General features: G+C 71.2%; 22 protein-coding genes. 12 read left to right on the forward strand and 10 right to left on the reverse strand.

Going from position 1 to position 26,148, the window contains the following annotated elements; translation table 11 throughout:
• Window positions 1-23: 23 nt before the first annotated feature.
• Both ABZW60_RS18055 and ABZW60_RS18060 read right to left on the reverse strand, forming a co-directional pair.
• Entirely contained in the window at window positions 24-5,534 is a 5,511-nt protein-coding gene (locus ABZW60_RS18055) for a carboxyl transferase domain-containing protein (RefSeq protein WP_355478126.1), read from the reverse strand.
• A 77-nt stretch (window positions 5,535-5,611) separates the two neighbouring features.
• Complete coding sequence (locus ABZW60_RS18060) at window positions 5,612-6,511, reverse strand: LLM class flavin-dependent oxidoreductase (RefSeq protein WP_355478128.1); 900 nt, start codon at window positions 6,509-6,511, stop codon at window positions 5,612-5,614.
• A 63-nt stretch (window positions 6,512-6,574) separates the two neighbouring features.
• Here ABZW60_RS18060 and ABZW60_RS18065 point away from each other — a divergent pair, with 63 nt between their 5' ends.
• Window positions 6,575-7,954 (forward strand): FAD-binding oxidoreductase, encoded by a 1,380-nt coding sequence (locus ABZW60_RS18065; protein ID WP_355478130.1) that lies wholly within the window; start codon window positions 6,575-6,577, stop codon window positions 7,952-7,954.
• Here the strand turns inward: ABZW60_RS18065 and ABZW60_RS18070 are convergent.
• Entirely contained in the window at window positions 7,897-8,781 is an 885-nt protein-coding gene (locus ABZW60_RS18070) for an NAD(P)-dependent oxidoreductase (RefSeq protein WP_355478132.1), read from the reverse strand. The two genes, ABZW60_RS18065 and ABZW60_RS18070, sit on opposite strands and share 58 nt — an antisense overlap.
• 50 nt (window positions 8,782-8,831) lie before the next feature.
• Between ABZW60_RS18070 and ABZW60_RS18075 the strand changes: the two genes are divergently transcribed.
• Window positions 8,832-9,989 carry a pyridoxal phosphate-dependent aminotransferase gene (locus ABZW60_RS18075; RefSeq protein WP_355478134.1) on the forward strand — a complete coding sequence of 386 codons (1,158 nt, stop codon included), beginning with the start codon at window positions 8,832-8,834 and terminating at the stop codon, window positions 9,987-9,989.
• Here ABZW60_RS18075 and ABZW60_RS18080 read toward each other — a convergent pair.
• Complete coding sequence (locus ABZW60_RS18080; RefSeq protein ID WP_355478135.1) at window positions 9,970-10,674, reverse strand: hypothetical protein; 705 nt, start codon at window positions 10,672-10,674, stop codon at window positions 9,970-9,972. The genes ABZW60_RS18075 and ABZW60_RS18080 overlap by 20 nt on opposite strands.
• A gap of 41 nt (window positions 10,675-10,715) precedes the next feature.
• Between ABZW60_RS18080 and ABZW60_RS18085 the strand changes: the two genes are divergently transcribed.
• Window positions 10,716-11,447, forward strand: coding sequence for an alanyl-tRNA editing protein (locus ABZW60_RS18085; RefSeq protein ID WP_355478137.1), 732 nt, complete (start codon window positions 10,716-10,718; stop codon window positions 11,445-11,447).
• 33 nt (window positions 11,448-11,480) lie between these two features.
• Here ABZW60_RS18085 and ABZW60_RS18090 read toward each other — a convergent pair whose 3' ends face one another.
• On the reverse strand, window positions 11,481-11,852 hold the full coding sequence (locus tag ABZW60_RS18090; protein WP_355478139.1) for a DUF5997 family protein: 372 nt from the start codon (window positions 11,850-11,852) through the stop codon (window positions 11,481-11,483).
• Between the two features lie 33 nt (window positions 11,853-11,885).
• Here ABZW60_RS18090 and ABZW60_RS18095 point away from each other — a divergent pair, with 33 nt between their 5' ends.
• Window positions 11,886-12,551, forward strand: a complete 666-nt coding sequence (locus tag ABZW60_RS18095; RefSeq protein ID WP_355478140.1) for a LysR family substrate-binding domain-containing protein — start codon at window positions 11,886-11,888, stop codon at window positions 12,549-12,551.
• 33 nt (window positions 12,552-12,584) lie between these two features.
• Window positions 12,585-13,100, forward strand: a complete 516-nt coding sequence (locus tag ABZW60_RS18100; protein WP_355478141.1) for a VOC family protein — start codon at window positions 12,585-12,587, stop codon at window positions 13,098-13,100.
• 110 nt (window positions 13,101-13,210) lie between these two features.
• Here ABZW60_RS18100 and ABZW60_RS18105 read toward each other — a convergent pair whose 3' ends face one another.
• Window positions 13,211-15,154: a GMC family oxidoreductase gene (locus tag ABZW60_RS18105; RefSeq protein ID WP_355478143.1), complete on the reverse strand. Its 1,944-nt coding sequence runs from the start codon at window positions 15,152-15,154 to the stop codon at window positions 13,211-13,213.
• 68 nt (window positions 15,155-15,222) lie between these two features.
• Here ABZW60_RS18105 and ABZW60_RS18110 point away from each other — a divergent pair, with 68 nt between their 5' ends.
• Complete coding sequence (locus ABZW60_RS18110) at window positions 15,223-16,320, forward strand: aldo/keto reductase (RefSeq protein WP_355478144.1); 1,098 nt, start codon at window positions 15,223-15,225, stop codon at window positions 16,318-16,320.
• On the opposite strand, the gene ABZW60_RS18115 is transcribed toward ABZW60_RS18110, so the two are convergent.
• Together ABZW60_RS18115 and ABZW60_RS18120 are read right to left on the reverse strand one after the other, a co-directional pair.
• Window positions 16,307-16,891, reverse strand: a complete 585-nt coding sequence (locus ABZW60_RS18115; protein ID WP_355478146.1) for a TetR family transcriptional regulator — start codon at window positions 16,889-16,891, stop codon at window positions 16,307-16,309. The two genes, ABZW60_RS18110 and ABZW60_RS18115, sit on opposite strands and share 14 nt — an antisense overlap.
• A gap of 22 nt (window positions 16,892-16,913) precedes the next feature.
• A complete protein-coding gene (locus ABZW60_RS18120; protein ID WP_355478148.1) occupies window positions 16,914-17,915 on the reverse strand; it encodes a hypothetical protein in 1,002 nt (333 codons plus the stop codon).
• A gap of 63 nt (window positions 17,916-17,978) precedes the next feature.
• On the opposite strand from ABZW60_RS18120, the gene ABZW60_RS18125 reads away from it, so the two are divergent.
• Window positions 17,979-18,605 carry a helix-turn-helix domain-containing protein gene (locus ABZW60_RS18125; RefSeq protein WP_355478150.1) on the forward strand — a complete coding sequence of 209 codons (627 nt, stop codon included), beginning with the start codon at window positions 17,979-17,981 and terminating at the stop codon, window positions 18,603-18,605.
• Here the strand turns inward: ABZW60_RS18125 and cpt are convergent.
• Window positions 18,595-19,122 carry a chloramphenicol phosphotransferase CPT gene (gene cpt / locus ABZW60_RS18130; protein WP_355478152.1) on the reverse strand — a complete coding sequence of 176 codons (528 nt, stop codon included), beginning with the start codon at window positions 19,120-19,122 and terminating at the stop codon, window positions 18,595-18,597. The genes ABZW60_RS18125 and cpt overlap by 11 nt on opposite strands.
• On the reverse strand, window positions 19,119-20,369 hold the full coding sequence (locus tag ABZW60_RS18135; RefSeq protein ID WP_355478154.1) for an MFS transporter: 1,251 nt from the start codon (window positions 20,367-20,369) through the stop codon (window positions 19,119-19,121). Before ABZW60_RS18135 ends, cpt begins: the two co-directional genes overlap by 4 nt.
• Before the next feature lie 71 nt (window positions 20,370-20,440).
• Here ABZW60_RS18135 and ABZW60_RS18140 point away from each other — a divergent pair, with 71 nt between their 5' ends.
• The 5 genes from ABZW60_RS18140 (at window position 20,441) to ABZW60_RS18160 (ending at window position 26,124) form a co-directional block, all read left to right on the forward strand.
• Window positions 20,441-22,390 carry a potassium transporter Kup gene (locus ABZW60_RS18140; RefSeq protein WP_355478156.1) on the forward strand — a complete coding sequence of 650 codons (1,950 nt, stop codon included), beginning with the start codon at window positions 20,441-20,443 and terminating at the stop codon, window positions 22,388-22,390.
• A 3-nt stretch (window positions 22,391-22,393) separates the two neighbouring features.
• Entirely contained in the window at window positions 22,394-23,242 is an 849-nt protein-coding gene (locus ABZW60_RS18145) for a DUF6597 domain-containing transcriptional factor (RefSeq protein ID WP_355478158.1), read from the forward strand.
• On the forward strand, window positions 23,223-24,449 hold the full coding sequence (locus ABZW60_RS18150) for an FAD-binding oxidoreductase (RefSeq protein ID WP_355478160.1): 1,227 nt from the start codon (window positions 23,223-23,225) through the stop codon (window positions 24,447-24,449). Before ABZW60_RS18145 ends, ABZW60_RS18150 begins: the two co-directional genes overlap by 20 nt.
• Entirely contained in the window at window positions 24,446-25,000 is a 555-nt protein-coding gene (locus ABZW60_RS18155) for a dihydrofolate reductase family protein (RefSeq protein WP_355478162.1), read from the forward strand. Before ABZW60_RS18150 ends, ABZW60_RS18155 begins: the two co-directional genes overlap by 4 nt.
• A gap of 116 nt (window positions 25,001-25,116) precedes the next feature.
• Window positions 25,117-26,124, forward strand: a complete 1,008-nt coding sequence (locus ABZW60_RS18160) for a family 43 glycosylhydrolase (RefSeq protein WP_355478163.1) — start codon at window positions 25,117-25,119, stop codon at window positions 26,122-26,124.
• Window positions 26,125-26,148: the final 24 nt, after the last annotated feature.

A 26,148-nucleotide genomic window follows, 5' to 3' on the forward strand; every position in this document is an offset into this window, starting at 1 on the left:
ACCCTTCCAGGCTAGACCAGCGATCAAGCTCCGGGTACCCCGGAATTGATTGCCTCGATCAACTTTGGTCGCAGTTCCCGGGCACTGATCACCGCGTCGACCGACCCGACGTCGCGGGCCCGCTCGATGCTGTGCACCCGGTCGAACTCGGCCGCGACCTCGCCCAGTTTCTCTGCCCGGACGACGGTTCGCACGTCCGCGAGCTCCGTGGCCAGGGCCGCGCGCTCCGCGCCCGACGCCTCGCCGACCCGCTCGGCCAGCGACGCCACCCGCGGATCCGCGGCGGTGCGCGCGTCGACCTCGGCCGCGAACACCACCGCCGCCGCCGGCGCGCCGCCGAGCACCGAGGCGAACGAGCCCTCGACCGCGAGCACGGTCATCGACGGGTTCAGCGACTTCGAGAACACCACGAACGCGCCGCCGTGGTACCGCGACACGACACAGAACACGATCGGCCCGCGGAAGTTCACCATCGCGCGCCCGATCTCGGCGCCGTACTCGAGCTGCAGGTTGCGCATCGAGTCCGGTGACCCGTCGAACCCGGACAGGTTCGCGAGCACCACCAGCGGCCGGTTCCCGCTGGCCGAGTTGATCGCCCGGGCGACCTTCTTCGACGACCGCGGGAACAGCGTGCCGGCGGTGTAGGTGTCCGGCCCGTCGGTGGGCGGGAACCCGCGCCGCGGCACCGACCGGGACTCGATCCCGACCAGGCACACCGGGAACCCGCCGAGCCGGGCGTCCTGCACGACCGCGGTATCGGCGTCGGCCATCCCCGCCCAGCGCTCCAGGACCGGGTGGTCCTGGTCGGTGACGGCCCGCATCAGCGTACGGATGTCGAACGCCTTCTTCCGGTCCGGGTTCGTCGCGCTCGAGAAGATCTCGCCGATCGTCTTGAAGTCGCTCCCGGCCACGTCGTGCGGGTACGGCGTGACGTCGCGATCCGCCGGGTCCGAGGTCTGAGCCCGCCGCGGCCCGCTCTCCCCCGGCAGGACGTACGTGTGGTCGTAGTACGTCATCAGCACGTCCCGGGCGCCCTTCAGGTCCGGCGCCCAGTACTGCGCCTGGCCGTTCGGGCCCATCACCCGGTCGTAGCCGCCGATGCCGAAGTTGTCCTCGGCCGAGACGCTGCCGGAGAAGTCCAGCGTTTGCTTGCCGGTCAGCACCATCGCGCTGTCCGGCGTCATCACCAGGATGCCCTTGGTGTGCATCAGCATCGTCGCCTCGGCGTTCCAGTACGGCTGCGCGCCGACGTTGATGCCCGCGACCACGACGTTGATCTCGCCGCCGGCCTGGGTGAACTCGACGATCCGCTTCAGCGCCTTCGCGACCCAGTCCATGTTCTCGGTGCCGGAGTCCATCGAGATCCGGGCGCCGGCGGACAGCGAGTACCACTCGACCGGGACCCGCATCCGCTCGGCCAGGTCGAGGGCCGCGATGATCCGCGAGCACTCCGCCTCGGCGACCGCGCCGAGCGCCTTCGTCGGGTCGCCGCTCATCGCGACCCGGGTGACGCCCTCGGGGTACCGCTCGGTCGGCGTGCTGACCAGGCCGACGATCAGGCCGGCCTTGTTCAGGCCCTTCGGCCGGTCCACCGGGACCAGGGCGCCGCTGTCGTCGAGGTCGTGCTCGACGAACGAGCCGCCCTGGCCGGCGACCATACCGCTGACCTCGTACGGGTAGATCGTGTTCCGCCGCTTGGACCGCTGCACCTTCTGCGCGTAGTCGTCGAGCGGCAGCAACCGCCCGGTCGGCGGCTGCTCGATCGACGTGACGACGCCGGCGCCGTGCTGGTAGTAGAACCGCGCCGCGACCGGGTTGACCGAACCGTCCGGCGCCGCGACGTCGCCCTGGACCAGGACCTCCTCGATCCCGGCGCCCGCGGTCATCGGGGCGATGTTGCGCTGCAGCGCGGTCACCTCGTCGACCTGGACGTCGACCACCGGCCAGATCTGCACCCACACGTGGTTCATGTCGAGCTTCGCGCCGGCCGCGCCGCGCGCGGTGCGGGCCCGGCGGATCGCCTCGAGGCAGTTCGAGATCGCGCGCTCCGCGTGCGGCAGCGACGTGACCTGCCCGTCCTCGTCCCGGACGACGGCGAACTGACGGACCTGCGCCAGCGCGACGAGCCGCCGGTCGGCCTCGTTGTCGCGGGCGACGCAGTAGTAGAGCAGCACGTCCTCGGGCGCGTCCAGCCGGGTGATCCGGAAGTCGCGCAGCCGCCACAGGTTCAGCCGGCGGCCGACCATCGGGTGCACGCCGCGGACGTTGTCGTCCTCGGCCATCGACCCGCCGGCCGGGCGGTAGGTGAAGTACGAGACCGGCCCGTCGTGGCCGGGCGCGACCGCGACCGAGATCCGGCGGACCCGCTGCGCGATCGGCAGGTCGGCCACCATCCGGCGGTACAGGTCCGAGGCCTCCTGCTGCGACTCGGGCAGGTCCGGGCCGTGCAGGTAGAGCTCGACGACGGCCTCGTGGCCCGCCGTCCGGGCGTCGATCCGGTCGGTCAGCGCGCGCACCAGGCCGCTGCCGGTGTCGGCCAGCTCGGCGACCGTCCCCACCGTCGTCACCAGGTGGCTCGGCCGGTCGTCGATCGTGTAGTCGGCGGTCGCGAACGGCCGCCCGTCGACGGCGAACGCGCGCAGGTCGTGCAGCTCGTACTCGCGGTAGTGCCGCCGGACGAGCACCTCGAGCATCGGCTCCCGCTCGCCCCAGCCGCGCTCCAGCCGCTGGGCGAGGAACCGGACGATCGGCTCCGGGATCGCGGCCAGCGCGTCGATCCGCCGCTGCCGGTCCGGCGAGTCCGGCTGCGCGGCCAGGTCGGCGACCTCGTCACCCACCCCCGCGATGATCGACGCCCGCTCGGCGTCCACCTGCGGCTGGTCGAACCAGCGGAACCGCACGCTCCGGGCCAGGTCCCCGACGACCGGGAAGCGCAGCTGCGTGGCCAGCACCAGCCGGTCCAGCAGCTCGTGCACGGCCTCGTCGAGCGGCGCGTCCGGCAGCGGCTCGGCGATCCACCGCTGCAGCACCGACGTCACCAGCAGGACGTCGGGAGTCGAGCGCAGCTGCGCCAGGAAGATCCGGAAGACGGCCTCCTCCAGCTCCGGGCTCCGCTCCAGCCCGGTCACGCCGTAGTGGCTCAGCACGCGGGTCAGACGGGCCTGGAACTCGGCCGGCAGCCCGCCGCGGTCCGGGTCGAGGCTCTGCAGGTAGGTGTAGAAGTACTCCCGCGGGCTGTGCACCCGGTTCTCGAGGGTGGTGTCCGTGCCGGCCGGCCGGTTGCGGCTCAGCTCGGCGAAGTCCGCGAACACCGTCAGCAGCTCGATCTCGGCGCCCACCGGCGGCTCGGAGCGCTGGTGCGCGAGCTCGGACCGCGCGGACAGGTAGTCGGCGAGCATGCCGCCCTCGTCCTGCGGGTCGATGTCGAACCCGAGCAGCATGCTGCGCAGGTCGTCCAGGCCGCGCTCCACCCGCTCGGCCGCGGACTTCTCCCCGGTCCCGTTCGGCAGATCGAGCTGTACGCCGTTGTGGACCGGAGCCGCTTCCTCGGCCGCGGCCTCGTCCGCCACCGGCTCCAGCCGGATCAGCGGCGCGCCCGTCTCCACCTGGCTGCCGGTCGAGACCAGCAGCTCCTTCACGGTCGCCTTGAACGGCGCGTACAGCACCGTCTCCATCTTCATGCTCTCGAGCACCAGCACCGGAGCGCCCGCCTCGATCTCGGCACCGGTCTGGACCGGCGTCGCCACCACGAGCGCCGGCGCGGGCGACCGCAGGACGCCGCCCTCGTCGCGGCTGACGCGGTGCGTGACGCCGTCGACCTCGACCAGGTGCACCGGGCCGTGCGTCGCGGTCACCAGGCGGAACCGCTGCCCGCCGACGACCAGCCGGCTCCGGTAGTCGTCCAACCGCTCGAGCTCCGCGTCCACGATCTTCAGGTGCCCGTTGCCGACCCCGACCCGGAACCGTTCCGGCCCGATCCGTGCCACGGTCACCTGGTAGCTCGCGCCGCGCAGTTTCAGGTCGATCGCGCGGCCGACCTCGTGCTGCACCTGCGGACGGCCGCCGTGCGCGGTCTCCAGCAGCCGGGTCCGCTCGACCTGCTCGGCGTCCTCGTACCCCTCGATCGCGGCCGCGACCAGCGCGACGCCGGAGTGCCGGTGCGAGACCAGGCGGCCCTCGCCGCGGACCCGGTCGATCCAGCCGGTGTCCGCGCTGCCGTCGATCACCTCGGGCTGGTCGAGCAGCTCGAGGATGAAGCTCTTGTTGGTCGCGCCGCCCTCGATCAGCACGGTCGTCGCCTGCATCGCGCGCCGCAGCCGGGCCAGCGCCTCCTCGCGGGTCCGCCCGTAGCCGATGATCTTCGCGATCATCGAGTCGAAGTCGGCCGGGATGCTGTCCCCGGCGCTCACGCCGGTGTCGACCCGGATGCCCGGGCCGGCCGGCAGGTCCAGGACGACGATCCGGCCGGGTGACGGCGCGAAGTCGCGGTCCGGGTCCTCGGCGTTCAGCCGGGCCTCGACCGCGTGCCCGCTCTCCACCGGGCGGGCACCCTCCAGCCGGCCGCCGGACGCGACGTGCAGCTGCGCCTTCACCAGGTCGAACCCGGTGGTCAGCTCGGTGATCGGGTGCTCCACCTGCAGCCGGGTGTTCACCTCGAGGAACGCGAACGACTTCTCCCCCGGGTGGTACAGGAACTCGACCGTCGCGGCCCCGCGGTAGCCGACCGCGATCGCGAGCCGCTCCGCCGACGCCTTCAGATCCTCGACCTGCGACGCGGACAGCAGCGGCGACGCGGACTCCTCGATCACCTTCTGGTTGCGGCGCTGCACCGAGCAGTCCCGGACGCCGAGCGCCCACGCCGTGCCCTCGCCGTCGGCGATCACCTGGACCTCGACGTGCCGGGCGCCGGTGACGAGCCGCTCCAGGAAGACGATGCCGCTGCCGAACGCGCGAGCGGCCTCCTCACTGGTCCGCGCGTACGCGTCGGCCAGCTCCTCCGCGGAGCTGACCATCCGGATCCCGCGGCCGCCGCCGCCGGCCGTTGCCTTGAGCATCAACGGGTACCCGATCCGCTCGGCCGCCTCGAGCGCGGCGTCGAGCGACTCGACCGCGCCCCGGCTCCACGGCGCGACCGGTACGCCGACCTCCTCGGCGATCAGCTTCGAGCCGATCTTGTCGCCGAGCTTGCGCATCGCCCCGGCCGACGGGCCGATGAACGTCACGCCGATCCGGTCGCACAGCTCGGCGAACGCCGGGTCCTCGGCGACGAAGCCCCAGCCGACCCAGGCGGCGTCCGCGCCGGTCTCGCGCAGCGCGCGCTCCAGCACCTGCAGGTCCAGGTACGGCCGCGCCGACGCCGGGCCGAGCGGGTAGGTGATGTCCGCGGCGCGCACGAAGGTCGCGGTGCGCTCGCCGTCGGTGAACAAGGCCACGGTCTCGATCGGGTCACCGCCTTCGGCGTTGACTTCCCGGACCGCGTTGATCAGCCGCATCGCGGCTTCTCCCCGGTTCACTATTGCGATACGCTTGAACATCGACCGCCTCCGTGTCTCACCCTGCCTTGTGCAGCAGGGATCGCCTACTGCTGGCACAGGTTTTCAGCACATGGCCGTTACCGTCGAGTCGGCCCCCTGTTCAGGCGTGTTTCGACCTCTGGTACGACGTCTCGCGCGAACCGGATCGTCTGCGCCAGCGGGTCGCCTTCCGGCCAGAACACGAAGGCGCGGAACGGCTGCTCCGTCACCAGCCCGGCGATGAAATCGGCCCACTGCCCCGGCGTGCCCCGCAACGGAGCGTCACCATTCGTCGTGTCGTTGTCACCTGGCGCGTCGGTCACGGTGCCGACGATCTGCACGATCCGCAGCACGTCGGCGGGATCGCGGCCCGCGGCCTTGGCCGCCTCGTCGATGATCGCGTTCGCCGGCGCCAGGTCCTGGTACGGCAGATAGCTCGGGATCGGCGCCGCCCAGCCGTCGGCCAGCCGGCCGGTCAGTCGCAGCGAACGCGGCCCGATCGAGCCGATCCAGATACCGATGTCGTGCGCCGGCGGCGGTCCCGGCCGGGTGTTCAGCGAGTAATACTTGCCGTCCGCAACCACTCGCTCGGTGCCGGACCACAGCCGCCGCAACAGGCCGATCCCTTCCTCCAGGGCCTCGAGCGCCGCACCCGGCGCCCGGTCCGGACCGCCGAACCCCTTGATCGCCCGCGGGATGCCGCCGGCTCCGAGGCCGAGCTCGAACCGCCCGCCCGACACCTGGTCCAGTGTCGCCGCCAGGTTCGCCAGCATCCCCGGCGGGCGCAGCGGCAGCGGCGTCACGTCGGGGAAGAACCGCAGCCGCTCGGTGCGGCTCATCAGATCCCCGATCACCGCCATCGCGTCGAGCTGCGTCGGTGCGTACGGGTGGTCCTGCACACCGACGTACGTCAATCCGCCCTCCTCCGCGGCCGCGACGACCTCGCGGTGTTCGGCGAGGTCCGGGGTCGGGGTCACCTGTACTCCGAAATCAACCATGCAACGAGCATGACCCCAGGGTGGGGAAAACTGCCCGGCAGGGCTTATGGGAGGGGAACCGAAGTGACTCAGGAACTGATCACCCAACTACGCAGCGAGGTCGCCGGACCGGTCCTCGCGCCGGGTGACGAGGGGTACGCCGAAGAGCTGTCCGGGTTCAACCTGGCGGTGACGCACACGCCGGACGTCGTCGTCGGGCTCACGTCCGAGAGCGACGCGGTGGCGGTCGTGCGGGCCGCGGCGGCGACCGGTACGCCGGTCCGCGTGCTGGCGACCGGCCACGGCATCCCGAACCCGATCCGGGACGGGATCGTCGTGACGACCGGCCGGATGACGGGGGTGAGCGTGGACGCCGAGGCGCAGGTCGCGCACATCGCCGCGGGCAGCCGCTGGGCCGAGGTGGTCGCGGCGGCGGCACCGCACGGGCTGGCGCCGATCACCGGCGCGTCCGACGCGGTCGGCTGCATCGGGTACACCCTCGGCGGCGGGCTCGGGCCGCTCGCCCGGACGTACGGCTTCTCCTCCGACTGGGCCCGGAGCTTCCGGGTCGTGACCGCGGCCGGTGAGGCGGTGACCGCGAACGAGACCGAGCACGCGGACCTGTTCTGGGCGTTGCGCGGCGGCAAGGGCGGGTTCGGCATCGTCACCGCGATGGACTTCGGGCTGGTCGAGCTGAGCACCCTCTACGGCGGCTCGGTGTTCTTCGACGCCGGGTCCATCGCACCCGCGCTGACCGCCTGGGCCGAGTGGACCAAGACGCTGCCGGAGAGCGCGAACACGTCGGTCGTGATCCTGCGGCTGCCGCCGCTGGAGTTCATCCCGGAGCCGTTGCGCGGCAAGACGGTGCTGAGCGTGCGGTTCGCGTACGTCGGCGCCGCGGCCGACGGGAAGCGGCTCTTCCAGCCGATCCGGGACGCCGGTCCGACGCTGATCGACGCCGTCGGCGAGATGCCGGCCGGCGACATCGCGCTGATCCACAACGACCCGAAGGACCCGACGCCGGCGTGGGACCGCGGGCTGATGCTGGACGAGCTGGACGCCGAGTTCGTCACCGCGTTCCTCGAGGTGGCCGGCCCGGACCAGCAGATCCCGCTGGTCGCGGTCGAGCTGCGGCACCTCGGCGGCGCGACCGAGCGCGACGTCCCCGAGGGCAGCGCGGTCGGCGGCCGCGGTGGGGCCGGCACGCTGACGATGATCGGCGTACCGGACCCGAACCTGTTCGAAAAGGTGCTTCCGGCAACGGTCGACGCGGTGCTCGGGCGGCTCGAGCCGTGGGTGTGCGCGGAGACGACGGTGAACTTCGCCGGCGGGTTCGCGCTGCCGGGCTCGTACGAGGCGTCGTGGCCGGCCGACACGTTCGCGCGGCTGGCCGACGTCCGCGCGGCCTACGACCCGGACTCGCTCTTCCCGTTCGGGCCCCGCCAGGAGAACTCCGGCTCGTAGCCGAGCAGGCGGCGCGCCTTCTCGATCGACAGCAGCGTCTCGTTCGGGCCGAACGGGCGCTTCACCGGTACGCCGGGGAACACCTCGGCGAGCAGCTCCTCGTTCGGCCGGGACATCACGGTGTCGGCGTTCGCGACGATGAACACGTCCGTGCCGGTCACGTCGTACTCGAGCGACTTCCGGACGGCCTGCGCGCCGTCGCGGGCGTCGATGTAGCCCCAGAGGTTCCACTTGCGCGCGTGCGCGTCGGCGTCGAAGCCGGGGAACCGTGCGTAGTCCTCCGGGTACATCACGTTCGAGAAGCGCAGGCCGATCAGCTTCAGGTCCGGGTGCCACCGGCAGAGCTGGCGGGCCAGTTCCTCCTCGAGCGTCTTCACCAGTGAGTAGGTGCTGTTCGGCCGCGGCGGGTAGTCCTCGTCCACCGGCACGTACGGCGGGAACTCGTCGAACGGCAGGCCCAGCACCGTCTCGCTCGACGCCCACACGATGTTGCGGACCCCGGCCCGCAGCGCGGCGGAGAACACGTTGTACGTCACGGTCATGTTGTTGTGGAACGTCGCCGCGTTCGGCCGCAGGCCCGGCGCCGGGATCGCGGCCAGGTGCACGACCGCGTCGACCCCGTCGTGCCGGTCGTCGACGCCCGCGATCGCCTCGTAGGTCTGGCCGAAATCGGTCAGGTCCACGCGTGTCGACGTCACATCGGCCCGCGCCGGTGCAGCCTGGTCCAGGGCGACCACGTCCCAGCCGTGGTCCGCCAGATGATCGACGACGGCCTTGCCGAGCTTCCCGCTGCTCCCGGTGACCGCTACCCGCCTCGTTTCGCTCACGCCGAGATCATCGCACTAGGGTGTGACATGCCACGTTGGAAGGACACATCGTGAAACTTGCTGGCCGGATGGACCGTTTGGGGACCGAGTCGGCGTTCGAGGTGCTCGCCAAGGCGAAGGCCCTGGAGGCCCGCGGACGCGAGATCGTGCACCTGGAGATCGGCGAGCCCGACTTCGACACGCCGCCGCACGTGATCGCGGCCGCGCAACAGGCCCTGGACAAGGGCTTCACGCACTACGTGCCGGCGCCGGGGATCCCCGAGCTGCGGACCGCGGTCGCGGACTTCCTCGGCCGCACGAACCGGCTGACCGCGACGCCCGACCGGGTGCTGATCACGCCCGGCGCCAAGCCGATCATGTTCTTCACGATCCTGGCGCTGTGCGAGGAGGGCGACGAGGTCCTCTACCCGGACCCCGGGTTCCCGATGTACGCGTCGATCACGTCCTTCGCCGGCGCCAAGCCGGTGCCGGTCCCGCTGCGCGAGGAGAACGGGTTCGTCATCGACCCCGACGAGCTGCGGTCGCTGGTGACGGACCGGACGAAGCTGCTGATCCTCAACTCCCCGCACAACCCGTGCGGCAGCGCGTCGACGCCCGAGCAGCTGCAGGCGATCGCCGAGATCGCGATCGAGCACGACCTGGTCGTGCTCAGCGACGAGGTCTACTGGGCGCTGCGGTACGACGGGGAGCACCACAGCGTGCTCGACCTGGACGGCATGGCCTCGCGGACGATCCTGCTCGACGGCTGGTCGAAGACGTTCGCGATGACCGGGTGGCGGCTGGGGTTCGGCGTGTTCCCGGAGCCGCTGGTCGAGCCGGTGACCCGGCTGATGATCAACTCGGTCTCGTGTACGTCGGCGTTCAGCCAGCACGCCGCGATCGCCGCCCTCGAAGGCCCCTGGGACGACGTCGACCGGATGCTCGAGGCGTTCCGCGAACGGCGCGAGGTGATCGTGTCCGGGCTCAACGCCGTACCGGGCGTGTCGTGCGTGGAGCCGGGCGGCGCGTTCTACGCGTTCCCGAACATCACCGAGCTCGGCGTCTCCGCCGCCACCCTGGCCGACCGCCTGCTCGACGAGGCCGGGGTCGCCTGCCTCCCCGGCACGTCGTTCGGCGCGTACGGCGAGGGCCACCTGCGCTTCTCGTACGCCAACTCGGTCGACAACATCCGCCGCGCCCTCGACGCGTTCACGACTCTCGTGCGCTGACCGCCATCAGCCAGTCGGCGCCGACCACCCGGTACCCGAGCCCGTACAGGCCGCGGAGAATGCCCGGCACGTGCTTGGCGCCGTACACGACAGCCACCTCGAGCTCCTCGTCGCCGCGGTCCCGAACCACTTCGGCGACCGCGGCGACGGCCCGGTCGTCGCGGCGGTCGAGCAGCAGGTCGAAGAAGCGGTCCCACTCCTCGCCGCGCAGCTCCTCCTGCCTGGTCGGCAGGTCGTGCACCTCGATGTCGGGCGTCAGCAACGCGCGCCGGCCGGCGAAGAACTGGCTGATCGTCACCACCGGCGTCGCCGCCCACATCATCGCCCTGGTCTTCCACGGCAGCTCCTGGAAGCCCTCCTGGAACTCCTCGCCGGTCATGTCCGGCGCCACGAACGGCACGCCGAGGTCGTCGTACGGGATGTCGTCCTCGACCAGCCCGGACTCCTCGTCGGCCGGCAGCACCCGGTACGTCATCGTCATGCCGTCGACCGCCGAGGACTCGCCGCGGATGCCTTCGACGACGAGCAGATCGCACGCGCGCAGGCGGGCCTCGACGTCGCGGAAGAACTGCGGGTCGGCCACGTGCAGCATCGGGAAGACCACGATCCCCGGTCCACCGCCGTGCTTGGTCAGCCGCAGGACCGCGGACCGGGTGCCCACGATGCTGTTCTCGATGATCTGCATGGTCCCATCCCCCAACCGCCCTGTGGCACAGTGAGCTGATCATGACCAATCAGCACGGGCACACGCATCGGCTCGATCTCGACGACGCTACGGTGCGGGAGTGGGACGCGACGGTCGTCGGTTCGGATCCCGCGCGCGGGATCGTGCTCGACCGGTCCGCGTTCTACCCCGGGGGCGGTGGGCAGCCGCCGGACCAGGGCGTGTTGCTGTGGGGTGGCGTGCGGACCCGGATCGTCGGGACGAGCAAGGGCGACGACCTGTACCTCGTGCCGCACGAGGACGACCCGGTGCCGCCGGCCGGGACCGCGGTCCGCGGGGCGCTCGACGACGAACGGCGTACGCAGCTGATGCGGACGCACTCCGGGCTGCACGTGCTGACCGGGGTGGTGTTCCGCGACTTCGGCGCACTCGTCACCGGCGGGAACATGGAGCCGCTGTCGGCGCGGATGGACTTCGACCTGGCCGAGGTGCCGCCGGACTTCAAGGACCGGGTCGCCGAGGCGGTGAACGCGGAGATCCGCACCGACCGGCGGATCTCGGTCAGCAATCTCCCGCGCGAGGAGGCGTTCGCGATCCCGGACATCATCCGGACCGCGACCAACCTGCTCCCGCCCGATATCGAGATCGTCCGGATCGTCGACATCGCCGGCCTCGACACCCAGGCCGACGGCGGCACCCACGTCGCCTCGACCGCCCTGATCGGCCGGATGGAAGTCGTCAAGATGGAAAGCAAAGGCCGCGGCTTCCGCCGCCTCCGCGTCCGCATCACCTGACCCCTGGCGCCGGCCGGGCGAGTCCGGCGGCCGTCAGTCGGTGGGCTTCTGCTTCTGCTCGGCGGCCTGTCGGCGGACGTCGGCCTGGACGGCGCGCTCGTGGTCCAGCCAGTCGGGGTTGTCCGACTTGATCGCGTCGATCTGATCGGTCGTGAGGGCATCGGTGATACCGGCGCGGGCCAGCCCACTGATCGACACGCCGAGCTTGGCGGCGACCACCGGGCGCGGGTGCGGGCCGTCGCGGCGCAGGTCGCGCAGCCACTCGGGCGGATCCGCCTGCAGGGCGTTGAGCTCGTCCCGCGACACCACACCGTCCTGGAACTCCGCGGGAGTGGCCGGCAGGTACACGCCGAGCTTCTTCGCCGCCGTGGCAGGCTTCATGGTCTGGGTCTTGCGCGCCGTCATGGCAGCAGCGTATCGGCAGGTAGCCTGACCACCGTGACCGGATTCCGGCTGGGGTACGTCCCCGGCGTGACGCCCGCGAAATGGGCCCGGATCTGGACCGAGCGGCTGCCCCGCGTCCCGCTCGAGCTCGTCCAGGTCTCCGCCGCCGACGCCCCCGACGTGGTCCGCCGCACGGAGGTCGACGCCGCCCTGCTCCGGTTCCCGATCGACCGCACCGGGCTGCACGCGATCCCGCTGTACGTCGAGCAGACGGTCGTCGTGGTGCCCAAGGAGCACCTGATCACCGCCGCCGACGAGGTCACGATCGACGACCTCGCCGACGAACTGATGCTGCACCCGCGCGATGACGTCCTCGACTGGGAGCGCCCGCCCGGCCGGCTGATCGACGACCGCCCGGTCCGGACCGCCGACGCGGTCGAGTTGGTTGCCATGGGCACCGGGCTGCTGGTGGTGCCGCAGTCACTGGCCCGCCTGCACCACCGCAAGGATCTCACCTACCGCCCGCTGACCGGCGCTCCGGAGTCGCAGGTCGCGCTCAGCTGGCCCGAGGACGAGACCAGCGAACTCGTCGAGCACTTCATCGGCATCGTCCGCGGCCGGACCGTCAACAGCACCCGCGGCCCCGCCACACCCAAGAAACGGCCGGCCCGGACCCAGCCGCCACCACCGCGCCAGAAGAAACCCCGTCGCCGCCGCTAGATTTCAGTTGAGCTTTCAACTATCATCAGCGGTATGGCGATCTTCCGGTTGAACCACGCGGTCCTGTACGTGCGCGACGTCGCGGCGAGCGTCGCGTTCTACCGAGACGTCCTCGGCTTCGGGTACACCGAGACCGGTGACGCCATCCCCGGCGCGGCGTTCCTGCGCGCGCCCGGCTCCACCAACGACCACGACCTGGGCCTGTTCCAGATCGGTTCGCAGGCAGGCCCGTCGGGCGCCGGGCGGACCACGGTCGGGCTCTACCATCTCGCCTGGGAGGTGGACACCCTCGGCGACCTCGAGGACCTGGCCGCCGCGCTCGGCGAGAACGACGCACTGGTCGGCGCGTCCGACCACGGCACCACGAAGTCCCTCTACGGCAAGGACCCCGACGGCCTCGAGTTCGAGATCGTCTGGATCATCCCGGCCGACCTGCTCACCGACGAGGACCGGAACAAGACCGGCATCGCCCGGCTGAACCTCCCGGCCGAGATCACCAAGTACGGCCGCGAGGCGCGCAGCGGCGTCGGCATCTCCCGGGTGGGCTGACCCGGCCTCCCGCCCGATAGCGGGTTGTTTCGCCGCTGGCCGGTTGCAGGCCGCTAGCGGGCAAATAACCCGCTAGCCGGGCGTGGTGCCTCAGCCGCGGGTGTGGTGCCTCAGCCGCGGGTGAGGTGGTCGGCGACTCGGAGTGAGTTGGCGAGGACCGTGAGGACCGGGTTCACTCCGCCGTTGGTTACGTGTAGAGAGGCATCGGCGATCCAGACGTTGCCGTGGCCCCAGACCTTGCCGAACGGGTCGGTGACCGAGCGCGCGGGGTCGTCGCCCATCCGGCAGGTTCCGGCCTGGTGCTGGCCGATACTGGGCCGGCCCAGCGTCCCGGGCCCACCGACCGCCGTCCGGGACGCGCCCGCCTCCTCGAGCCAGGCCTTCGCCTTGGCGCTCATGAAGGCCTGTGCGCGGACGTCCTCGGGATGGATCGAGCCGCTGGACACCACCACGGGATTGCCGAGCCGGTCCACGACGGCCGGATCGACGCGGACGCGTGAGTCCGCCGACGTGACCTCCTGGATCGGGCCGACCACCCGCAGCATCCGCCGGACGTGGTGCCGCATCGCGTCCAGGCTCTCCGCACCGGCCGGCGGGATCAGCCCGGCACCGGTCAGATAGTCGTACGTCGACGCGGGCGTCGGCACGAACTCGTTCGCGAGCATGCCGCCGCCGACGACGCCGTCGTTGCCGTGCCGGAAGTCGCAGGTCGCGATCGACACGCCGGGCCCGACGAGATCGACGACCTCGTCCGTGAACAGTCCGACGGCACCGGCGTACACATGCGCCTGCAGGTGCCGGCCGACCTGGTCCTGGTTGTTGCCGATCCCGTCCGGCTCGCCGTCGTGCGCGCTGTTCAGCAACAACCGCGGCGTCTCCGACGCTCCGGCGGCGACCACCACCTCGTCGCAGGAGACAGTCCGCCGCCAACTCCCGTCACCGGCGGCCAGCGCGACGGCCACGACTCGGCCGGTCGGGTCGGTGACGAGACGCTCGGCCGTGGTCTCGGTGACGAGCGTGCAGTTCCCGGTCGCGAGCGCTGCCGGCAGTGCGGTGTTGTGAGTCCCGCCCTTCGCCTCGACCGGGCAGGCGAACCCGACGCACAGGCCGCAGCGCACACACCCGGAGCGGCCTTGGTAGTCGACCGAGTTGATCAGCAGCGGTACGTCGAGCGTTCCCCACCCGAGGCGCTCCGCCGCGGCGGCCAGCATCGAGGTCGGTCCGGTCCGTGGCAGCGGCGGCATCGGCAGCGGGATCGACCGCGGCCCGTGCCACGGGTCGATCCCGCCGCCACTCACCCCGAACCGCTGCTCCGCCATCGAGTAGTAGGGCTCGAGGTCGTCGTACGAGATCGGCCAGTCGGCCAGTGCGCTGCCCTCCGGAACGCCGTACGTGGTGGCCATCCGGAAGTCCTGTGGCACGAAGCGCCACGCCTGCGCGCCGTACACTCGGGTGCCACCGCCGACCGTGAACGCGTTGTTACCCCAGCCGCCGTCGGGCGGGAGCACCTGACTCCGCACGCCGTCCACCACCGAGACCCGCGGCCGTCCCGCCGGGTCCGGGTCCGTCGGCGCCGGGAGCCCGGCCACCGACCGCGGGTTGCGCAGGTGGTCACGCGCCAGCGATTCCGTCGACGGGTAGCTGCCCAGTTCGACGACGAGCACCGACCGGCCCGACTCGGCGAGCACCTGAGCCGCCGCACCACCGCCGGCGCCGGACCCGATCACCACGCAGTCGTACCGCTCCGCAAGCTGCTCCCGTGAAGTCACGCGCAGCTCGGTCTTGACTGGCTCGAACGTCTCGCTCCGCCAGCCGACCATCTCCCAGGCCGCCGGGTCCGCATAGAACCCCTGCGCGACCAACCGCACCAGCCAAGCCCGGTCCGCGTCCGCTGTGTCAGCCAGCGCACGCTCCACCCTGGCAAGCCAGTCCGGCCGATCGGCCGTCAGCACCTGCTCGACAAAGCCCACAGCCGCCCGCTGCCACCCGTGCCCCGGCACCACGGACTCCGCCAGCCGCTCCAACTCGACCCGCTGCTGCTCAGACAAACGCATTCCCAGATCCTTTCACGATCCAAGGTTCTGTACTTGCCGGTCCATTTTTGCCGAGCAACGCTGTGGGCATGGCACTTGACGACTACTACCTTCTCGGGCGGTCCGGGCTGCGCGTCAGCCGGCTCGCCCTGGGCACGATGAACTTCGGGCAGTCCGGTTTCCACGCGCCGTACGGCAAGACCGAGGACGAGGCGCGGGCGATCTTCCGGGCGTATATCGATGCCGGCGGCAACTTCATTGACACCGCCGACTTCTACACCGCGGGTGAGAGCGAGCGGATCCTCGGCCGGCTGATCGCCGAGGCTGGGGTCCGGGAGCGGATGGTGCTCACCACGAAGGCGACCAACAGCGTCGACTCCGGCGACCCGAACGCGGGCGGCAACAGCCGCAAGCACCTGATCCGCGCCCTCGACGAGTCCCTGCGCCGGCTCGGCACCGACTACGTGGACCTGTTCCTGCTGCACACCTGGGACCGCATCACGCCGGTCGACGAGGTGCTGCGGACCCTCGACGACCTCACCCGCGCCGGCAAGATCCGGTACGCCGGGCTGTCCGACGTACCGGCCTGGTACGCCGCCCGCGCGCAGACCCTCGCCGACGCGCACTCGCTGACGCCGATGGTCAGCCTGCAGCTGCCGTACTCGCTGGCCGAGCGGACGATCGAGACCGAGCACGTCGCGATGGCGCAGCAGCTCGGCCTCGGGATCACGGCGTGGAGCCCGCTGGCCGGCGGCTTCCTGACCGGCAAGTACCGGCGTGACGACACCCACGGCGTGACCGGCGACGGCCGGCTGACCGGGGACGGCGCACCGGAGCGCACGTGGAGCGACCGGCACTGGGACCTGCTCGCGACGGTGCAGGACGTTGCCGGCAAGCTCGGCGTGACACCGGCCCAGGTCGCGGTGAACTGGGCCGCGACCCAGCCCGGCATCGCGTCCGCGATCGTCGGCGCGAGCCGCCCGGAGCAGCTCGAATCCAGCATCGCGGCGCTCGGCTTCGAGCTGCCGGCCGAGCTCCGGGCCGCGCTCGACGAGGCCGCCGCCGTACCGCCGGACTCGGTCTACCGGATGTTCACGCCCGAGTACCAGGGCTGGCTGGTGAACCCGGGCGCGAAGGTCGCGGACAAGCCGGCCGGGTACCAGCCGCCGGTGCTCAACTGGCGCTGAGGTAGTCCAGGCACAGATCGAGCGCGTACTCCAGGTGGGTCGACGATCCGGACGACATCAGGATCGCGACCCCGCCCTGGATCGCGGCGATCAGTGCGCCGGACGCGCGGGCGGGATCCACGTCGGCACGGATCTCGCCCGCGGCCTGCATCTCCTCGATGCCGAGCTCGAGCCGGTGCTGCCACTGCGCGAGCAGCTGACCTGTGACCGCCTGCGCGGCCGGGGTGTGCCGGCCGATCTCGGTGATCAGGACGCCGAGCGGGCAGTGCACGCCCTGCCGGCGGTACTTCTCGACGACGGCGTCACGCCAGTCGTGCCACGCGTCCCAGGTGGTCAGCTTCCCGAGGTGCGGCTCCTGGTCGTCGAGCACCTGCTGGGCCTCCCGCTCGGCGACAGCGAGCAGCAGCTGTTCCTTGCCGTCGGGGAAGTAGTGGAACAGCTGGCTCTTCCCAGTCCGGCTGCGCCGTCCGACGTCGTCCAGCTTCACCGAACTGATCCCGCGCTCCCGGATCTCCGCCGCGGCCGCCGCCACGATCCGCTCGCGCGTCGCCGCGCCTTTCGCTGTCAGCACGCCCTCAAATGTACCTACGGGTTCACTCGTTCAGCACGGCCAGCTTCGCGAACACCTGCTTCGGCTCCCAGTGCCCGTCGTCGTCGACCGCGACCAGCCCGTACGACGAGAGGTCGAGGTCGTGCTCCGGGTCGTCCGGCCGGTGCGGCAGCGCGAAGCCCGCGAAGCTGAACCAGAACGCCGCCGCGAGCTCGATCCGGTCGAACTCCTCGACGAGCTCGCTCAGGTACTCCACCTGCTCCTCCTCGTCCCGCTCGTACACACCGTCGAGCGCGGGCGGGTCGACGCTGCGGTTCACGATCATCCAGCCGGCACCGCCGCGGTCGGCCGCGCCGCGATAGGCGCAGCAGCCGAACTCGGTCGCGACGACCGGCTTGCCCCACTTCTTCCGCGCCGCCAGCTCGTCGGCGAAGGTCGCCGCGTTGGCCGCGTCCCGGTACGCGTCGACGCTGACGATGTCGAACAGGTCCCAGTTCACGTCCTCCCACAGCCCCGCGGCGTAGGTGATCCTGCCCGCGAAGACGCTCCGGGCCGCGGACGCCAACTGCTGCTGCACCTCGCCCCAGCGCGCCAGGCCTGCCTGAAGCTCGGTGAGCTTGGCGGGATCGGTCCAGGTCGCGGGGTCGGCCATCAGCGCCAGCCGCTCCCCCGAGGTCTCGCCGGGCACGAATCCCTTGCAGAACACGGAAAGCTCGCACCCCAGCACGAGAACGACCTCTCCCCGGCCCGACCGCCGCAGTGCCTCCGCGCGCCGGCCGCAGTCGGTCAGGAAGGCGACGAAGTCGTCCGGCTCCAGATCCATCGGGACCGGCGAGAACCAGAGATCGAGGCCCGCGGCGAGCGCTGCCTCCCCGGCCGTCACCAGCCGGTCCGGATCATTGCCCGACACCCGGACGGCGGGCGCGTGCAGCTCGCCGGCGATCACCGCCAGGTCCTGCCGCACCTCGTCGGCGTCGAAGCGCTCGCGGGTGCTGCGGCCGTCGTACCGCAGGCCGGTGTCGTAGTTCACCCCGATCGAAAGCATGACCAGCACAGTAGCAAGCAAAGTCATACTCAGTACATCTTTTTATCCGGTATGGTTAGCGCCGTGGAGGGTCGCCGGGAGCGGAAGAAGGCGGAGGTCCGCGCCCGGATCTCGGACATCGCGACCGGGCTGTTCCTCGCGCGCGGTTTCGACGCGGTGTCGGTGTCGGAGATCGCCGAGGCGGCGGATGTCGCGCGGCCGACGGTGTTCGCGCACTTCGCCCGCAAGGAGGACCTGCTCTTCGACCGCTACCCCGAGGCCGAGGCGCTGGTCGTTGCCGCGATCAACGACCGTCCGGCCGGGACGTCCGCGGTGCGGGCGCTGTCCGGCCTGCTCGTCACGCTGGCCGACGAGGGGCACCCGCTGTCGGCGATGCGCGGGCAGTTCCGGCGGTTCTGGGAGGTCGTCGCCGAGTCCAGGGCGCTGCAGTCCCGCGCCCGCGAGCTCCTCGACCAGCTCGAGCAGGCGATCGCCGCCGCGATGGCGCACACCGCCGTACCGGAGCCCAGGCTCACGGCCGCGCTGGCGGTCGCCGCGTATCGCACCGTCCACCTGGAAGCAGTACGCCGGATCCTCGCCGGCGAGGACGCCACGGCCGTCGCGGCGGACCACCGCACACAAACCCTGCACGCCCTCGCCGTCGTCGACGATCACCTGGCAGCGGGCCGGCGCGGATCCGCTACTGAGTGAGGTAGCCGGCGATCGCGCGGGCGCAGTCGACGGACTCCGCGTGCGAGCTGTCCACCTCGACGTCGTACGTGACGCCCTCGTGGACGACGTACGCCTGCTGCTCGGCCATGCCGCGGGTGCGGTCGCCGCGGGCCAGTTCGCGGCCGGCTGCGATCTCGGGGTCGCAGCGGACGCCGACGAAGAGCGTCTCGACGTCACCGGCCGCGTCCCGCCAGCGCTGCTGCGAGCCGGCGCCGCCGAGGAAGACGTCGTCGACGATCACCCGGCCGCCCGCCCGGCACATCGCCACGATCCCGGCGGTCCAGGCCGCGTCCAGCTCCCGGAACGCGGGCCCGACCGACACCTCGCCGTCCGGCCCGAACTCGATCCCGCCGTCCATCACCGCGGGCAGCGCGTCCACGAAGTCGTCCACGCTGAACCCGAGCCAGGGCTCCGGCAGCACCGCCTGCAGACACCGCACGATCCCGGTCTTCCCGGAACTGGACCCACCGTTGAGGATGATCAGTCGAGCCGTCACCCGCGCAAGGCTAGGGCCTGGTCGGCCGTGTCCTCGACAGGTTTCCTGCGCCGCGCCAGCCCGAGCAGCGGCACCGCCAGCGTCTGGATGGCCGCCGTCACCAGGTACGCCGGGCCGTAGCCCCACGCGTCGGCGGACCGGCCGAGCACCGGCTGGATCACGACCCCGCCGGCCGAGCCGAGCAGACTGTCGAACGACAGCACCGTCGCCCGCTGCGCCGACGGGATGTGGCTGTTCAGGTACGCCTGCCGCACCGGCGACATCGCCGCGAACAACGTGCCCCACAGCATCAGCAGCACGAGCGCGACACCGAACGACGTCACCAGCCCGATCACCGCGATCACCGCCCCGGACGCGGCGATCGCCCCGATCAGGACCCCGATCCGGTCCCGGAACACGCGGGCGACGGACGACGCGGACGCACCGCCGGCGATCTGCGCCCCGGCGACGATCCCGGCCGACAGGCCCGCGATCGCGTACGAGCCGGCGTGCCCGTACAACTGCAGCAGGTACGGCTGCGCGGCGTAGAAGCCGTAGACGCTCGCGCCCGCCGTGAACGGCCCGGCCAGCATCACCCAGCGGACCCGCCGGTCGAGCAGGCCGTGGCGCAGCGACGCCCGGACGATCCCGGCCATCTCGCCCCGCACCGAGCCCCGGGTCTTCGGCGTGAAGCCGATATCGCGCATCGACCGCGCGGCCACCGCGAGCGTGACCAGCAGCAACACGGCCCGCACGACGTACGGCGCGCCCAGGTTCGTGAGCTGCGCCAGCACCCCGCCGCCGATCGTGCCGGCCATCATCGCGATCCCGCTCGCCACCTGTCCCTTCGCGAACGCCGCGTCCAGCGATCCGGTGTACCCGGTCGCGTGCAGCCCGTCGACGAGCCAGGCCTCGGTCGCGCCGCTGAAGAACGTGAACCCGAGACCGAGCAGCATCGACACCGCCGCCCACAGCACGAACGGTGCGTGGGCGCGCCACAACAGCAGATAGAGCAGCGTGGTCCCGATCAACGTCACGGTGCCGAGCAGGTACGACGTCCGCCGCCCCACCGTGTCCGCGACCACGCCGGTCGGCACCTCGAACAGCACCATGCCCGCGGTGAAGAACGCGTTCGCCGCGAAGGTCTGCCCGATCCCCAGTCCGGCGTCGAGCAGGAACAACGTGTTGATGCCCCAGATCATCGACGACGCGCCCGTCGACACCACGACCAGCGTGAGATACGTCCGGAGTACCCGTTCGGCTGTCATACCCGCTACGTCGGAGCCCGGAGCGGCGGTTCGACACGCACTCGTTCCCCGGGCGGGTATCGTCCGGGGACGTGACGGACCAGAAGGCGGAGTCGGCGCAGGCGCCGCAGCCTCATCCCAACGCCCACGACACGGCCAGGCTCGCGGTGATCGTCGGGGCGCTCGGCGTCGTGTTCGGTGATATCGGAACCAGTCCGATCTACACCCTGCAGACGGTCTTCAACCCCGAGGACCCGCACCCGGTGCCGCTCAGTGACCACAACGTGTACGGCGTGGTGTCGCTGATCTTCTGGTCGGTGATGATCATCGTCACCGTCACGTACATCCTGCTCACGATGCGCGCGGACAACAACGGCGAGGGCGGCGTGGTGGCGCTGATCACGCTGCTCCGCAAGTGGACCCGTACGCACCCGGGCCGGAAGGCCTCCGCGGTGCTGGCGACGGTGGGCCTGTTCGGTGCGTCGCTGTTCTTCGGCGACGGCATGATCACGCCGGCGATCTCGGTGCTGTCCGCTGTCGAGGGACTGAAGACGGTGGAGCCGTCGCTGGGCGAGTACGTGGTCCCGATCACCGCGGTCATCATCATCGGGCTGTTCATGGTCCAGCGGCGCGGCACCGAGCAGATCGGCCGGGCGTTCGGGCCGGTGATGATCGTGTGGTTCGCCGTGATCGGCGCGGCCGGGATCGGCGGCATCCTCGAGCACGGCGAGATCCTGAAGGCGCTCTCCCCGACGTACGCGATCGGGTTCCTGGCCGGGCACTTCCACATCGCGTTCTTCGCGCTGGCGGCGGTCGTGCTGTCGATCACCGGCGCCGAGGCGCTGTACGCCGACATGGGGCACTTCGGCCGGAAGGCGATCAGCCGCGGCTGGTTGTTCCTGGTGCTGCCGGCCCTCACGCTCAGCTATTTCGGCCAGGGTGCGCTGATCCTGAAGAACCACGAGAACATCACCAGCCCGTTCTTCCTGCTGGTCCCGGACTGGAGCCGGCTGCCGCTCGTCCTGCTCGCGACCGCGGCGACCGTGATCGCCTCGCAGGCCGTCATCACCGGCGCCTACTCGGTGATGGCCCAGGCCGCCCAGCTCGGGTACCTGCCCCGGCTCCGGGTGACGCACACGTCGGCCACGACGATCGGCCAGATCTACGTACCGTTCGTGAACTGGCTGCTGTTCGTGTCGGTGCTGACGCTGATCTTCGCGTTCCGCAGTTCGGCCGCACTGGCGTACGCGTACGGCATGACCGTGACCGGGACGATCACCATCACCACGCTGCTGTTCTTCTACGTCGCGCACTACCGCTGGAACGTGCCGCGGTGGCTGATCCTGGCCGGCGCCGTACCGCTGCTCCTGATCGACGGTCTGTTCATCGCGGCCAACCTGACCAAACTGCTGCACGGCGCGTGGCTCCCGCTGCTGATCGCCCTCACCGCGTTCACGGTGATGACGACCTGGCAGCGCGGCCGTGAGGTCGTCACTCGCGAGCGGGAGCGCGCCGAGGGCCCGCTGCAGGAGTTCATCGACGAGCTGAGCTCCGGCAAGCTGCCGGTCCGGACGGTCCCCGGTACGGCGATCTTCCTCAACCGCGGCGGCGTCAGCGCACCGCTCGCGCTGCGGGCGAACGTCGAGCACAACCAGGTCCGGCACGAGCACGTCGTGATCGTCGCGATCGAGACCGAGCCGGTACCTCGGGTCCCTGACGACCAGCGGGTCACCGTGAACGACCTCGGCTACGGCGACGACGGCATCACCCATGTCACGATCAAGTTCGGGTACATGGAGTCCCCCGACGTCCCGGCCGCCCTGGCACGGCTGGAGCCGGCCGAGTCCGAAGGCCCGCTCGACCTCGCCAAGGCGTCGTACTTCCTGTCGAAGATCGAGCTGCGCCGTGGCAAGGCCGCCACGATGGCGGGCTGGCGCAAACAGCTGTTCCTCGCCACCTCGCACATCACCGCGGACGCGGCCGAGCACTTCGGTCTCCCCCGCGACCGCACGGTCATCATCGGATCGCATATCGAGGTGTAGGCCGTGGAGCAGACGTACGACGAGAGCGCGCCGGTGCCGGCACTGACCGGCCTCGTCCGTACGGTCTGGATCCAGCGGACCGGCGCGCGGCCCTATCCGCAACGGGACCTGCCGACCGGCGGCGTCGAGCTGCACTGCCCGGTCGGCGGCGTACCGCGGCTGATCGGGCCGTTGACGCGGGCGCACCTGCAGGTGATTCCGCCGCGGACGACGATCGTCGGCGTGCGGTTCCTGCCGGGGGCGGGGACGCCGCTGCTCGGTGTACCGGCGGACGAACTGGTCGACTGTGCCGTGGACCTGTGGGGTCCAGCGGCGGACGCGATCGGGTCCGCGGTCGCCGTCGCACCGAGTCCGCAGGCGGCGCTGCTCGGGGTGCAGCGGTATCTGGCAGGGCAGGAGCTGCGCCCGGATCCGGTCGTGGCGGAGTTGGTGCGGCGCCTGATGCCGTGGGAGCGGACCGGGATCGCGTCGCTCGCCGACGAGTTGGCGTTGTCGGAGAGCCAGCTGCGGCGGCGGTGCCTGACAGCGACCGGGGTCGGACCGAAGGCGTTGCAGCGGACACTGCGTTTCCAGGGATACCTCGCGCTGGCGCAGGCGGGATTCGGCAGCGGGCTGTCGGACCTCGCCGCCGAGACCGGGTACGCCGACCACGCGCACCTGACCCGCGAGTGCGTCCGCCTGACCGGCGTGACGCCGCGCGACCTGCTCGGCGACAAAGCCGATCGCTGCGACTGCGGCCACGACCATTCGGCGTCGTACCGGCCGTTCCTCGCCGGGTGGTACGCCCGTTTCGTTCAAGCGCGACGAGGCGGTCCGCTTCTAGCGTCGGCTCATGGAACTGATCGGTCCTGACCACGAGCTGTACGACGTGCTGCGGCGCCCGGCGCTGCCGCAGTACGACGAGATCCGTCCACAGGCGATCGCCCGCTGTGCGTCGGTCGACGACGTGGTCGAGGCGCTGGCCTACGGCCGGTCGGCCGGGCTGCACGTCGTACCGCGGGGTGGCGGGCACTGTTTCGCGGGGCGTTCGTCGACGACAGGTTTGATGCTCGATCTCTCGGCGCTGTCCGCGATCTCGGTGGATGAAGGGGTGGCGACCATCGGGGCCGGCGCTCGGTTGGCTGACGTGTACCGGGAGTTGTACGAGTCTGGCCTGACGATTCCGGCGGGGTGTGGGCCGACCGTGGGGATCGTCGGGCTGACGTCGGGCGGCGGACTCGGGTTGCTCGGGCGCCGGTACGGGCTGACGTGCGACCGGCTCGTCGCGGCGACCGTCGTGCTCGCGGACGGCGACGTCGTGAGGTGCGACGCGGAGCGCGAGCCCGAGCTGTTCTGGGCGCTGCGCGGTGCGGGCGGTGGTCAGTTCGGCGTGGTCACCTCGCTGGTCTTCGCCGCCGTACCGTCGCCGGCCGCGACCCGGTTCCGGCTCACCTGGTCCCGTGACCGGGCTGCTGAGGTGATCGCCGCGTGGCAGGCTTGGGCCCCGGACGCGCCGGACGAGATCACCGCGTGTCTGCAGGTGACCGCCGACGGAGTGCAGGTGTTCGGTGCCACGCTGACGGATTTCGACGCCGGTCCGCTCGGCGCGCTCGCTCCCGGGGTCGACCTCCGGAGCGACTTCAGCTGGCCCGCGCTCAAGGCGTCTCTCTCGGAGGGCGGCGCCGACCAGCAGGTCGTCCACAGCAAGTCGGAGTTCTTCCGCGCTCCGCTGCCGCCGGACGCGGTGACCCGGCTCCTCGACGCCGGCTGCGAACTGAACTTCACCCCGATGGGCGGCGCCTACAACCGCGTACCGGTCGACGCCACCGCCTTCGCCCACCGCACCGAACGCTTCCTGCTCGAACACGTCGGCCCTGACCGGACGGCCGTCCGCCGCTCCTGGTCGATCGCCCACGATCACGCCTCGGGGCATGTCTATCCCAACTTCCCGGACCCCGATCTGACCGACTGGGCCACCGCCTATCACGGCCCGAACTACCCGCGCCTGCGCGACCTGAAAGCCCGGTACGACCCCGCAGACGTGTTCAACTTCCCTCAATCGCTAGGAGGTAGCAGATGATCCGGCTGGACATGAGCATGTCACTCGACGGTTTCGTGGTCGGGCCCGACGACAGCACCGAGGAGCCGATGGGGCGCGGCGGGTTCCGCCTGTTCAACTGGCTCGACGACCGCGACTCCGACGGGCCGAGCGGACAGGTCTATCGCGAATGCCTGGCCACGGGTGCGCTGATCGCGGGCCGGCGCACGTACGAGCACGCCGGCCGCTGGAACGGCGACCACCACGACGGCGTACCGATGTTCATCCTCACCCATCACGTGGACGACGAGCCGCCGGGCAGTGCCGTCTACGTCACCGACGTCGCCGACTGCGCCGCCCGGGCGAAGGCCGCCGCCGGCGACCGCGACGTGATGGTGCACGGCGCCGGCGCGGGCCAGTCCCTGCTCCGCGCCGGCCTCCTCGACGAGATCGAGGTCCACGTCGTCAATGTCCTGCTCGGCCAGGGCCGTCGCCTCTTCGACAACCTCCCCGCCGAATACATCGAGCTCGAGCAGGTCCGCCAGCTCCCCGCCCGCGACGTCACCCACCTCCGCTACCGCGTGCTGAAGTAACTTCCCGCAGTTTTAACTGCAGGTGGCAAAAATGTTCGGGCTGTGGTCTTGAGCCCGTCGGACATTGCCTTCAAGCTGTGGTGCGACTGGTCCCACGCCCCTGGGAGGTTGTCCGCATGTGGAAGGCTGTGCTGCTCGCTGTCGTCGGTTCGTTGGTGGCCGTGGTGCCTGCGCACGCTGCCGCGCCCGGTCCTGTGTACGCGCCGGACAACTCGGTCGCCGATCCAGGAGTCCTGCGATCCGGCGGTGATTTCTACACCTTCACGACTGGCCCCGAAGGACGGGTGAGCCGCGGCGACACGGCGAGCGGGCCGTGGCAGAGCGTCGGTGCGGCGCTCGATCTGTCGACGCCGCCGGCCTGGATGGACACCAGCGCCGACGTCTGGGCGCCGGACGCGTGGCAGACGTCCGCGGGATTCGTCCTCTACTACTCGGCCGTCGCGAAGAGCTTCGGCGGGCAGCGCTGCCTCGGGGTCGCCACGTCGAGCACCATCGGCGGACCGTACAAGCCCATCGGCGACACCCCGCTCGTCTGCCCAGGAGGGCGGCACGGCGGCGAGGACGCCGTCCCCGGCCGGCCGATCGCGTCCGCCGGCGTGATCGACCCGTCTCCGTTCCAGGACAGCGAAGGGCGGCGCTTCCTGCTGTACAAGACGCAGCAGGTCCCCTCGTCGTTGCGGATGGTGCGACTGACCGACGCCGGCCTGCACTGGGCGGGCAGCGACAGCCGTGAACTCCTGCAGCGTGACGGGATCATCGAGAACCCGACGATGGTGCAGCGCGGCTCGCAGTACGTGCTGTTCGCGTCCCGCTACGGCTACGACAACTGCAGCTACGCGACCGTCTGGCTGCGCTCGACGGATCGCTGGAACTTCGCCGGCGCTACCGAGCACTCACTGATGACGTCGGGCGGCACCGGTCTCTGTGGCCCCGGCGGCGCGGACGTCACCCCGTCGCTCGACGGCGGCTGGCGAATCTTCCTGCACGGCTGGGTCTGCGGCACCGGTACGTCGCCCTGCACCGACAGCCAGATCGCCAACGGCGTCGCCCACCGCCGCGCGCTCTACGCCGCGATCCTCAACTGGGCCTCCGACGGCACACCGTCCGTCGGCATGTTCCTCTGATCAGACCTCCGCGCCGTGATGCCG

Source organism: Kribbella sp. NPDC003557 (assembly GCF_040610805.1).
Lineage (GTDB): Bacteria > Actinomycetota > Actinomycetes > Propionibacteriales > Kribbellaceae > Kribbella.